This is a genomic window from Agrobacterium sp. 22-221-1, from assembly GCF_053522445.1.
In genome coordinates this window covers 54,131-65,823 of sequence record NZ_JBNWCL010000021.1, presented here as the reverse complement: position 1 = coordinate 65,823, position 11,693 = coordinate 54,131, and the positions used below count along the sequence as shown (strand labels likewise).

11 protein-coding genes and 1 pseudogene are annotated in these 11,693 nt (G+C 58.1%); 3 read left to right on the top strand and 9 right to left on the bottom strand.

The features are described 5' to 3' along the window. Window positions 1–2: 2 nt before the first annotated feature. The 9 genes and pseudogenes from ACQZ5N_RS23100 to ACQZ5N_RS23060 all read right to left on the bottom strand — a co-directional run bounded on the left by ACQZ5N_RS23100 (window position 3) and on the right by ACQZ5N_RS23060 (window position 7,851). Complete coding sequence (locus ACQZ5N_RS23100; protein ID WP_046800465.1) at window positions 3–833, bottom strand: carbohydrate ABC transporter permease; 831 nt, start codon at window positions 831–833, stop codon at window positions 3–5. A 10-nt stretch (window positions 834–843) separates the two neighbouring features. Then, window positions 844–1,770: a carbohydrate ABC transporter permease gene (locus ACQZ5N_RS23095; RefSeq protein ID WP_046800464.1), complete on the bottom strand. Its 927-nt coding sequence runs from the start codon at window positions 1,768–1,770 to the stop codon at window positions 844–846. A gap of 77 nt (window positions 1,771–1,847) precedes the next feature. Further along, window positions 1,848–2,534 (bottom strand): annotated as a pseudogene (locus ACQZ5N_RS23090) (extracellular solute-binding protein); the annotation flags it as partial. Beyond that, entirely contained in the window at window positions 2,510–2,902 is a 393-nt protein-coding gene (locus ACQZ5N_RS23085; protein ID WP_448734230.1) for a cupin domain-containing protein, read from the bottom strand. The pseudogene ACQZ5N_RS23090 and the gene ACQZ5N_RS23085, both read right to left, overlap by 25 nt. A gap of 13 nt (window positions 2,903–2,915) precedes the next feature. Continuing rightward, the gene (locus ACQZ5N_RS23080; protein ID WP_269828661.1) at window positions 2,916–4,007 is read right to left on the bottom strand and encodes a Gfo/Idh/MocA family protein; all 1,092 of its coding nucleotides are present in this window, start codon (window positions 4,005–4,007) and stop codon (window positions 2,916–2,918) included. A 2-nt stretch (window positions 4,008–4,009) separates the two neighbouring features. Further along, the gene (locus tag ACQZ5N_RS23075) at window positions 4,010–4,837 is read right to left on the bottom strand and encodes a carbohydrate ABC transporter permease (RefSeq protein WP_020812741.1); all 828 of its coding nucleotides are present in this window, start codon (window positions 4,835–4,837) and stop codon (window positions 4,010–4,012) included. Then, window positions 4,834–5,841: a carbohydrate ABC transporter permease gene (locus ACQZ5N_RS23070; RefSeq protein WP_448734229.1), complete on the bottom strand. Its 1,008-nt coding sequence runs from the start codon at window positions 5,839–5,841 to the stop codon at window positions 4,834–4,836. The genes ACQZ5N_RS23075 and ACQZ5N_RS23070 overlap by 4 nt, the downstream gene beginning before the upstream one ends. Window position 5,842: 1 nt before the next feature. Beyond that, entirely contained in the window at window positions 5,843–7,096 is a 1,254-nt protein-coding gene (locus ACQZ5N_RS23065; protein WP_448734228.1) for an ABC transporter substrate-binding protein, read from the bottom strand. A gap of 89 nt (window positions 7,097–7,185) precedes the next feature. After that, window positions 7,186–7,851, bottom strand: a complete 666-nt coding sequence (locus ACQZ5N_RS23060) for a GntR family transcriptional regulator (protein ID WP_020812744.1) — start codon at window positions 7,849–7,851, stop codon at window positions 7,186–7,188. 130 nt (window positions 7,852–7,981) lie between these two features. Between ACQZ5N_RS23060 and ACQZ5N_RS23055 the strand changes: the two genes are divergently transcribed. The 3 genes from ACQZ5N_RS23055 (at window position 7,982) to ACQZ5N_RS23045 (ending at window position 11,642) form a co-directional block, all read left to right on the top strand. Then, entirely contained in the window at window positions 7,982–9,178 is a 1,197-nt protein-coding gene (locus ACQZ5N_RS23055) for a Tm-1-like ATP-binding domain-containing protein (protein WP_448734252.1), read from the top strand. A gap of 9 nt (window positions 9,179–9,187) precedes the next feature. Next, window positions 9,188–10,027 (top strand): phosphoenolpyruvate hydrolase family protein, encoded by an 840-nt coding sequence (locus tag ACQZ5N_RS23050; RefSeq protein WP_448734227.1) that lies wholly within the window; start codon window positions 9,188–9,190, stop codon window positions 10,025–10,027. A 352-nt stretch (window positions 10,028–10,379) separates the two neighbouring features. Next, window positions 10,380–11,642 carry an ABC transporter substrate-binding protein gene (locus ACQZ5N_RS23045; protein WP_448734226.1) on the top strand — a complete coding sequence of 421 codons (1,263 nt, stop codon included), beginning with the start codon at window positions 10,380–10,382 and terminating at the stop codon, window positions 11,640–11,642. Window positions 11,643–11,693: the final 51 nt, after the last annotated feature.

Sequence of the window (11,693 nt, the reverse complement as noted above, 5' to 3'; positions counted from 1 at the left end):
GCTTATTTCTCCGCGCCAGCGGTGAGGCCGCCGACCAAATAACGTTCTAGGAACAGGTAGATTGCGATGATAGGCAGCGCGATGAACACGGATGCGGCGGAAATGTCGTTCCAGTAGGTGACATATTCGCCCTGCATCGTGGTGATGCCGAGATTGGCCGTCCAGTTGTCCGGCGAGTTGACGAGGAAGGTGCGCGCATAGGCATAGTCTGCCCAGCTGAGCACGAAGGCATAAAGTGCGGTGGCGGCAAGCCCCGGCGTGGCGATGGGAAGCACGACGCGCACCATCGCGCCGATCGGCGAGCAGCCGTCGACCATGGCAGCCTGTTCCAGTTCCTTCGGAATCGTGTCGAAATAGCCCTTCAGCATCCATGTGGCGAAAGGAATGATCATTGTCGAATGCGCCAGAACCAGTGTCCACAGACTGCCGATCAGGCCGAAGCTGGAAAAGATCGAAAACAGCGGAATGACGAGCAGCGTGGCGGGCAGCATCTTCGCCGTCAGGACGAAGAGACCCATGGTCGCGCCACCCCGCATGGAATAACGCGACAGCGCATAACCGGCGCTGACCGAGACCAGCATCGACAGCGCCACCGAGCCGATGGCCGCTAGCATCGAGTTCCAAAGCCACAGCAGGATCGGTTTTGCCGCCCAGACGCGGGCGAAGATGTCCCACTGCGGATCGTCCGGCCAGAAGGTCGGCGGCAGGCGGTATAGCTCATCGGTGGTGGAAAGCGCTGTGACCAGCAGCCAGTAGACCGGGAACAGGATCATCACCAGCGTGAAAATCACAGTCGCGTAAAGGGCAAGGCTCTGTAAAAATGTCCGTTTCATCAAAGCCTCCTCAATAGATCGATTTCGAACGCCGGCCGAGCATCAGGAGGCTCGCGACGATGCAGATCACCAGCGTCAGCACGCCGACGGCGGCGGCACGACCGAAATTGTGATACTGGAAGGCCTGGTCATAGGTCATGATCGACAGTGTCTGGGTTGAACGCAGCGGCCCGCCGCCGGTCAGAACCTTGATGATGGAAAAGTCGCGGAATACCCAAAGCAGCGTCAGCACCAGCGTCACGCCCAGCACCGGCATCAAAAGCGGCATGGTGATCCAGCGGAAACGCTGCCACACACTCGCGCCATCGACCTTCGCCGCCGCATAATAATCGGCGGGGATGGACTGCAGGCCGGCCAGACACATGATCGAGACGAAAGGAAAACCCTTCCACACCATGGTGATCGCCACGGCCCAGAAGGCGGCCGTGGAACTGCTGACCCACGGGATCATCTGATCGGTGAAACCGAGCTTGATCGCCAGCCAGCCGAACAGGCCGAAGGAGGTGTCGAACATCCACGCAAAGATAACGACCGCAATGATTTCCGGTACCGCCCAGGGCAGCGCCATTCCCAGCCGCGCGACGGTACGGCCCTTGAAACGGTTATTGGCGAGAAGCGCCGTGCTGAGGCCAACCGCGACGCTGCCGGCAGTAACGACGATGACCAGTTTCAGCGTTACCCAGCAGGCCAGCCAGAACTCCGGCGACGAGAACAGCCAGGTGTAGTTGCTCAGCGAAAACGGCCGGCTGGCGCCGCCAAGCCTTGGTATCTTGACCTGCTGGAACGACAGATCGATGGCCAGCACGAGCGGCCAGACGATGATGGCGGCAACCATCAGGACCGCGGGCGCGATCAGAATATAGCCGAGGAGATGTTGCCGGCTGGGACGCGCAAGATCGAAGAACTTGCGACGCCCAGCCCGAACGGGTTCGGTCATGGATGGTCCTCCTGCCGGATGCGAATGATGGCCATGGCCCTTTACGGGCCATGGCAGGACAACAAGATCATGGGGGATCAACCTTTGATGGCTTCGGCCTTTGCCTGCATGGTTTTCGCCACCTCCGCCGGATCGAGATCCTGAATGATCATCCGCTGGCTTTCTTCCATCACCATCTTGCTGAACTCGTTGTAGAAAAGCTCAAGCCCGGTCGGAATGCGGTCGATACCGGCTTCGGATGCAGCCTTCATCGTTTCGATCAGCACCGGGAAATGCGGGATGGTCTTTTCGACACCCGAGACATCCGCCTTCGGGCTTGGCGGGGTGTTGCCGCCTAGGGTGGCGTAGCTGCGCTGGAATTCCGGCGTCATCGTCAGCTTGATGAAATCCCAGACCAATGCCTTCTGGTCGTCGGAAATATCGGCCGGCATGGCCAACACGTTGGACGAGCCGCCGAGCGGCGGGTAAAGCGGCGGCGCGGCGTAAACGATGTCAGCCTTGGCCGAACCCTTTTCGGTCGTGCCGTAAAGCCACGGCCCATCGAGCCGCATCGCCATCTTGCCATCGGCAAAGAGCTTGCGCACGTCGCTGGCGCTCATGTCGACCGGGCTGATGCCGCTCTTCATCACGGTTTTCCAGCGTGAAAGGCCCTCGACCATCTGTGGCGTGTCGATGGTGATGTTGCCGTCCTTATCGGTCCAGTAGGCACCGGCATCGATGATGTAGTTCAACATTTCGGTCAGATATTGCCCCGGGCCGTCCCTTCGCCTTCGTGATTTACGGCTGTTCGCTGGCCGGATGAGAATACGATCAGCGCAAATAGCGGCTCCGGGCCGAGAGCCCTTGCCCAATGGCGGATATTGCGGGGGATACGGATCGCATCGCCCTGTTGCAGTAGATAGAGCGCGTCGCCCAGCTTGTGTTCACAACTGCCGGAGACAACATAGAGGATTTCCTCACAATCGGGATGTGAATGCAGCTGGTTGCGTTCGCCAGGATTGATCCGGCAGGTGCCGAAGGTCATTTCGGCCCCGGATGCGCCTTCGCCGGTGATCTTCCAGTTCAGTTCGCCCCAGGATGTCGGTACGAACTCGCCAGCCGCCTTCCTGAAAATAATGTCGTTTTCTGTCATGTCGGTCCCCGGATCAAAGGTTGATAGTGACGCCGGCATCGGCGGTGCGGTAGAGTTCGAAGAGCTTCATGATCTCCCGTGCGATGGCGAGCGTGCCCTTGGTAATCGTCCGCCCGGACTGGATCGCGTCGGTCAGGTGCAGGATTTCCGGTACATAGCCGAGATAAAAGAGATTGTTGTTGTAGAGCTGACCGAGCGAATGTTCCGGCTCAAAGACAAGCGCCGCATTCGCGTCGGGCTGGATGAAGCTTGCGGCGCGACCATAGGCCGGTAGGTCGGCCTTGCGAAAATAGGTCAGCTTGCTGCCATTCTCGACAATGGCATTGGCGCCTTCACCGATGATCTCGACCCGCTCGAACAGGCTGCTGCCGGACTGGCCAGCAGCGAAATGCAAGGTGCCGATGGCGCCGGAGCGAAACCGTATATTGGTGAGAGTAGCCCCCGTGACCGGTTCCCACTCATAGCTGGCCCGCTCGATTTCACCGCCGAGGAAGTTGAGAATCGAGCCAGGATGATAGATGTGATCGAGGAAGCTCTGCATCTTGACGAGATTTGTTCGTTCATCCGGCACCGGCAGGCTTTGCGGATAGCGCAGGTTGATAGATGTCAGCCTGCCGAATTCCGAAGAGCCGATCAGGTCCTTGAGCTTCTCGATGGTCGGGAAGAAAGTTTTCTTCAGTCCCGTCATTACCATGCGCCCTGCCGAGGCACTGGCCGACATCAGGCGCTCGATCTCCTCGATGCTGGCCGCCGTCGGCTTCTCCATCCAGACGTGGCAGCCGGCATTCAGCGCGTCCAACGCAAGATCGGTGGCCTGAACGCGTCCGTCGGGGCGATAGGCTGTCACAAGAAACACCAGATCGGGTTTTTCCCTGGCAAGCATCTCGCGATGATCACTATACGCCCTCTCGGCGCCGAACAGCCTGGCGAACTTGGCAGCACGATCGATATCGAGATCGCAGATGCCGAGCAGTTCCACCGGCGCATACCGCAATGCCGGGTAGACGTTGCGATATGCATGGCCGCCAGCTCCGATAAAGCAGGCTTTAATACGGTTTTCGAATTCGAAATTATAGCGGATTTCCCGCTGGACATGGTGTGACATGGTCAGCCCTTGATTGCACCCTGTGTCAGCCCTTCGGTAAAACGTCGCTGCATCAGGATGTAGAGAATGATGATCGGCAGAAAAGAGATGACAGTGCCCGAAAAAACCAACCGGTATTCAGAGGCATAAGTACTTGCGAACCGCACCAGACCGAGAGGCAGGGTCTGCACCTCGGGGCTGATCAACACGATCAGCGGCAGGAAGAAATCATTCCAGGTGGAAAGCGCACTGATAATCACCAGCGCCTGGATCGCCGGTGTCGAAATCGGCAGCAGCACCCGTGTCAGAATCTGCAGGTGGGAAGCACCATCGATCTTTGCCGCCTCCATCAATTCGTCCGGCACACTGATGAAGAAGCTGCGCATCAGGAAGATGCCGAAGGGAATGCCGCTGCTGACCTGGGCCAGCACGATACCCGAAAGCGTGTTCACCAGATTCAAGCCGAACAGCACCTGATAGAGCGGAATGACGATAGCCTGGATCGGAACCGTCAGCCCAAGAATGAAGACATAGAACAACCATTCCCGGCCGGGAAAACGGACCTTGGCCAAAGCGTAGCCGGCCGGGATGCAGGTCAGCAGCGACAGAAGCACAACGCCTGTCAGGTTGAGCAGACTATTGCCCACCAGCTCTCCAAACCCTCCGATCTGCCAGGCATCCTGATAATTGCGCCACATCATATCTGCGGGCCACGCATATGGATTCGCCTGCCCGATCTCAGCTTCGGTCTTGAGGCTTGACAGGATGAGCCAGACAAAGGGCGCGAGAACAAGCAGCGCGGCGGGCAAGAGGCCGAGCACGACAGGCCATTCACGATGACGGGTACTCATTGGGACAACCTCGCGCGCCAGCGGTTGAAGACGAGGGTGATGACAATCGCCAACAGGCTGAGCAGAATGCACAAGACGGCTGCACGCCCATGATCCTGCGACTGGAAGGCGAGCCGGTAGATGTAAGTGGTGATCAACTCGCTCTGGTAAAATGGTCCGCCATTTGTCATGACGAAGACCGTCGCGAATCCTTTCAGGCCGTTGATCATGGCCAGCGAAACGACAAAGGTCGTTACCTCGCGCAGTCCCGGCAGTGTGACATGCACGAGCTTCTGGAAAGCAGAGGCGCCGTCCACTTCAGCGGCGTCGTAAAGCGACCGGTCAATATTCTGCAATCCCGCGATGAAAAGCAGCATGTAAAGGCCGAAGCCCTGCCAAGAACTTGCGACATTGACGGAAAAAAGCACCAGAGCAGGATCGGAAAGCCACCCTTTCGTGAAAGCGCCGAGGCCCATTTCCACAAGCGCGGTGTTCAGCAAACCGTAGAACGGATCGTAGATGTTGGCCCAGATGACCCCCACCACCGCCAGCGACACCAGATGCGGCAGGAAAAACGCCGTCCGAAAGAAAACCTGGGTTACCTTCAACCGGCTGATGGCAAGCGCCAGCACGAGACCTAATCCTCCAGCCAGAACGACATGATAAATCAACCACAGCAACGTGTGCCACAAACTCAGCCAGACGATGGGGTCGGCGGCGGTTGCAGCGTAATTGTCGAGGCCCACGAAGCTGGATGCCGTGTTGAAACCGGCCGAACTGTTGAAACTTAGCCAGAATGTCGCGGCTATGGGCGCAAGGCTGAAAACCGCGTAAAGCGCAAGCGCAGGCGCCATCAGCCAGATCGCGCTTCGGGTGTCGTGTCTGTCGAAGCGGCCGCCGGTACTGGTCTGCCGCCGTTTTTTGAAAATTCGGCCGGTTGCAGCGGCCACCATTACCTCGGCTCCATCGGCGCGGTCGCCGAGGGGAGCAGCGCTGCTGCTCCCGGACGTTTCGCGAATGCTCACCTTACTTCGCCTCTGCCATTTTTGCCTGGACCTGCTTCATCCCGACCTCACCGGTGACCTGTCCGGCGATCAGCCCTTGAATCACCTGGAAATAGGTGTCGAGTACTGAGGCGGGCAGGTAAACGCTGGGATTGTAGCCAACTCCACCCTCAGCGGCTGCGAATATCTCCTTAAGCACGGGGGTTGGCGGCTCGATACCGGTGAGCGCACGCGGATAGATCATGGTAGTGGCCGACGCCTGAGCACGCTTCTTCATAACGGCGTCGGACAGCATGAAATCGATCCATTTCATTGCGAGGTCGGGCTGTTTGGAATTGACCGGCACGAGCCAGCTCCAGCCGACACCTCCGGTGGGTATTGCCTCACCGGGCAGATCGGAGGGCATGGGCGAATACCCGGCATTGGCAAGATCATATCCGGCCTTGCGGGCATTGGCCGTGAACCATGGGCCGGCGACGAACATTGCGGCGCGCTTGTTGAACCACAGCCGCGCGGCGCCATCGAGATCAAGACCCGCCATTTCCTTCTTGATGTATCCCGCTTCCACCAGCTTTTGCAGACGCAAGGCGCCCGCCGATATCTTCGGATCGTCCCAGGCGATTTCACCTCGCAAGGCCTTGCCGATCGCCTCCCTGCCGCTTGCCGATTGCAGCAGATTGCCGAACAGGTGTCCGGCACTGCCGGCGGTGCGCGGACCGATGGCAATCGGCTGCAGGCCCTTGGCCTCGATGTCCGCCAGCAGGGTTTCGAACTCCGTCCATGTGGCGGGGATTTTCCAGCCAGCCTTTGCGAAGATGTCCTTGTGATACCAGATACCCAATGCGTCCAGACCGTCGGGCACCTCATAAATCTCGCCACCGAATTGGCTTTTCAGCTCCGTATAGAGCCACGGATAGATCGCATCCTTCCAGCCACGCTTTTCATATTGGCCGGTAAGAGGCATCACCTGTCTGGCATTCTTCACGATGCTGACGCGGCCGATGCCGGAATTGGTCAGGATAACGTCCGGCCCCGCGTCGGACTGGATCGCGGACTGCACGGCGCCGTTGCTGATCGTGCCGGTCGGCGGCATGAATTCGACATTTACACCCGGATTGGCCTTTTCGAAATCTGCCTTTATGCCGTTCCACAGTTCGGCCACCAGCGGCTCGGTGATCTGCTCCGGACCCCACATCTTCAGCGTTTCGGCACTGACCGCGCTACAACCGGCGAAAATGGCCAGCGCGGCGACACCGCCTGCAAGAAATTTCAGCATTTCTTCCTCCTCCTGAGCAGGCCACGATGTGGACACTGCCTCCCTTTTTATTGGGAAAGGGGGACCTCCCACCCCTTCCCATAACCTGGCTATGATGCCGGGATCTCCTTCCTGAAGCGGGTGAGCACCGCCTGCTGAACATCGCTGATATGCGCATGCATCAGCGCCTTGGCACGAGGAATATCTCTCGCCCTGAACGCTTGCAGGATGTCGTCTCGCTCCTGCGCCGCCCGTTCGGCAAATTCCTTGCTTTCATTGGCGATAGCGCGGCAGATCTGTATCTGCAGGGCAAGCCTTGCCAATGTTTCGATAAGCGGCGCGCTACCGGACAATTCGGCGATTGTCTCGTGAAATTCCCGGTCGCGCGTGCCGTAAGTCTGAAGGTCGCCACGCCGCAATGCCGCCACTGCCTCATCCAGTATCCGCTCGAAGCCGGCGATGTGGGTGTCGCTCATCTGCGGAACAGCAAGCTCCACGGCAAAACACTCCAGCGTTTTGCGCAACTCATAGAGATCCTCAATCTCCTTGCGGCTGAAGCTTCTGACGAAGAAGCCGCGATAGGGCTTGATCTCGATCAGCCCTTCCTTGGCAAGCGTGCCGATCGCCTCGCGAAACGGCGTGCGGCTTACCTGAAGCCGCTCCGTCAAAAGCTTTTCATCGATCGACACACCGCTCGGCAGTTCTCCCGATACGATCAAGCGAACGATTTCCTCATAAATCCGCTCGCGAAGCGTCTGATGTTGGGGAGCATTCATGATTTAATTTCCATCTGGATTTCGATAATTAAGTATGCAATATCCAAAATAATATACAATATGCAAAATGAAATTTTACGAAAAAACCGACCATCCTGGAGGGGGATGGTCAAAAACGGGAGGAATAACAATGGGAAAGGTGTATATTGTCGGCACCTGCGATACAAAATTTGCCGAGCTGGATTTTGCCAGAACCATGGCGCGGCGAGCCGGTGCTGACGTCGTCATGGTCGACGTGGGGACACAAGGCGTCCATTCTGGTGCGGATGTGGCCGCAAAGGACGTAGCGGCCTGCCATCCCCTCGGCGCCGGCGCCGTGCTTGATCGAACAGACCGCGGCAAGGCCATATCCGCTATGGCTGAGGCATTGTCTGTTTTCCTTGATAAGCGAGACGATATCGGTGCCATACTCGGTCTCGGGGGCACGGGTAACACCGCTCTCGTCACCCAGGCCATGCGCGGCCTGCCCGTGGGATTGCCAAAACTAATGGTATCGACAGTGGCCTCGGGCAATGTCGCTCCGTATATCGGTCCAAACGACATCGCGATGATGTATTCGATCGTGGATATCGCCGGCCTTAACGCCATATCTCGCAGGGTCATAGGGAATGCCGCCCGAGCAGCAGCAGGAATGGCTGCACATGCCCAGACACCTTCGGCAGATGATCGCCCGGGTATCGGCATGACGATGTTCGGCGTCACCACCGGCTGCGTCACGCAACTTCGAGAGCTATTGGGCGAAGCCTACGAGCTGTTCGTCTTCCATGCTACGGGTGTCGGCGGCCAGTCGATGGAAAAGCTTGCGGATTCGGGCCTGTTACAGGCCGTCATCGACGTTACGACAACAGAGATTCCGGACCTTCTGATCGGCGGCGTGTTTCCGGCAACGAACGACCGTCTTGGCGCCGTTATCCGCACCAAAATCCCCTATGTCGGCTCGGTCGGCGCCGTCGACATGGTCAATTTCGGCGCTATGGAGACCCTGCCCCCCGCCTTCCGTGACCGTCTGCTGCATATACACAACGCCCAGGTGACTTTGATGCGCACCACGCCGGATGAAAACAGACGCATCGGCAGCTTTATCGTCGAAAGGCTGAACCGCATGGAGGGCCCGGTGCGTTTTCTTCTGCCGTTGCAGGGCGTATCGGCACTCGACGCGCCGGGACAGACGTTCCACGACCCCGCAGCAGATGATGCCCTGTTTTCGGCCATCCGGACGCAATGGCAGGATGCACCGAACCGAAAACTGTTGGAGATCGACGCCCATATCAACAGCCCGGAATTCGCAGCCGCTCTCGCTGCCAATTTTCGCGACATTACCGCCTGAGGAGACACCATGACACATCATTCACGTAACGAAATCCTGCAACGCTTGCGCCGAAAGATCGCCGAGGGAAGACATATCATCGGCGGGGGAGCCGGTACGGGTCTTTCAGCCAAGAGCGAAGAGGCCGGAGGCATCGACCTGATCGTGATCTACAATTCAGGCCGCTACCGCATGGCTGGTCGCGGATCGCTGGCCGGCCTGCTGGCTTATGGGAATGCCAATGAGATCGTTCGGGAAATGGGCCGGGAAGTCCTTCCCATCGTGCGCCATACGCCAGTGCTGGCAGGTGTCAATGGAACCGATCCTTTCATGCTGCCGGACATGTTTCTGGACGAATTGAAGGCCATGGGGTTTGCCGGCATCCAGAACTTCCCGACGGTCGGCCTGATAGATGGTACGTTTCGCGCCAATCTCGAAGAAACCGGCATGGGGTTCCATCTCGAGGTCGAGATTATCGCGCGCGCGCATGCAAAAGACATGTTGACGACACCCTATGTCTTCAGTGCGGAGGACGCTATTGCCATGACCGAAGCAGGCGCCGATATTGTCGTTTGCCACCTCGGCCTGACGACCGGCGGAGCTATCGGGGCGGAAACCGCGCTTACCCTGGATCAGTGCGTGGAGCGCATCGACACATGGTCGGATGCGGCACGCTCCGTGCGGCAGGATGTGATCGTATTGTGCCACGGAGGCCCTATCGCCATGCCGGACGACGCAGCCTATGTGCTGTCGCAATGCAAGAGATGCGACGGGTTTTATGGGGCAAGTTCCATGGAGCGACTGCCGACGGAAACGGCGATCAAGGCACAGATCGAGGCCTTCAATACTCTCCGCAATGAAGCGTCGTAAAACTACGTTGGCGCCCGAAAAATCCTTGAGAATTTTCGGCCCGATTTGACAAGCTGCTTCAGATGAAACTGTTATTTGGGAGTGGTGGGGCGGTCGATCATGACAAGCAGAAGCCGTTCGTCGAGCACCTCCACGGCATGATTGCTTCGATTTCGACCGCATCGCCCATCCACTAGCCATGTCCCCCCGGTCGCGTCACCACAATCGCTGCCGATAAAAAAGTCGAAACTAGACAATCCATCTACGCTTCACGTTAATTTATTTATTAAATTAATATTCACTTGACTCGATCACGCCTTCATGTTTTTCGTTTGTCCGTCAGTAATAGGGAGCTGGCGGAGGAGCTTTACACATGATCAATGACGCGCATATCCTGCGGCCCACCCGGCGCCGCTTCCTGCAGGGCACGGGCATCGCACTCGCTTCGGCCACTTTGTCCTCGCCCGTGATCGCGCAGAACAGACAGTTGACGATCATTTCCAATCGCGGAAACGCTGACCAGCGTGCAGCGCTTGAAAAGATTGCCGCGGACTTCGGCAAGGCGGCCGGTTTGACGGTCACCGTCAACAATATGGACCACGAGGCCCATAAGACCGCGATCCGCAATTATCTCGTCGCCAGCCCGCCCGACATCTGCTTCTGGTTTTCCGGCAGCCGCATGCGCTCCTTCGTGGATAAGGGACTGTTCGACGATATTTCCGATCTCGTCCAGAAAGAAAACTATGCCGATGTTCTCGGCGGCACGCTGGGTTCGGTCACCGTCGGCGGCAAGCAATACGGCCTGCCCACGGGCGGCATTCTCTGGGGACTGTTCTATCGCCAGGACACGTTCGACCAGCATGGGCTGACGGTTCCAAAAACCTTCGACGACTTCTTCACACTTGCCGAACAGTCCAAGAAGGCGGGCATCGTGCCGATGAGCATGGGCACCAAGGATCAGTGGCCCTGCGGCGGCTGGTTCGACCACATGAACCTGCGCATCAACGGTCTCGATCATCACATGGACCTGATGGCGGGGAAGGTGAAATACACCGATGCCTCTCTCAAGGAGGTCTTCGATAATTGGGAAGCGCTCATCAAGGCTGACTTCTTCACGCCGAACGGCACCTCCTATGCCTGGGATCCCGCAGCGGCCGCGCTGGTACAGAAAAAGGCCGCGATGATGGATCTCGGTAACTTCATCAAATACGCCTTCCCGGCGGAAGACCTGCAGCATGTGCGCTTTGCGCCCTTCCCCACCATTAAGGCGGGCATGGAGCAATATGAGGATTTCTCAGTCGACTCCATCCACCTGCCTTCGGGATCGAAGAACAAGGATGCGGCACGCGAATTCCTGGCCTATTTCTACAAGCCGGAAAATCTCAGCGCCTATCTTTCCCCGGAAGGCAACGTTCCGGCACGCAGCGATTGCACGATCGGCAATGATCCTATCCTGCAGATGGCGGTCGCGGAATTGAAGAAGGTCAAGGCCACGGCGCAATATTACGATCGCGACAGTGATCCCGATCTCGCCCAGGCCGGGCTGAAGGGTTTCCAGGAATTCATGGTCAAACCCGAACGGCGCGACAATATTCTTCAGCAGATCGAACGTGCCCGTCAGCGTATTCACGGCTGATCGCCAGTAAGGTCAAAGGTAGGCGGATAAGTTCGCCTGCCATTCACTTCC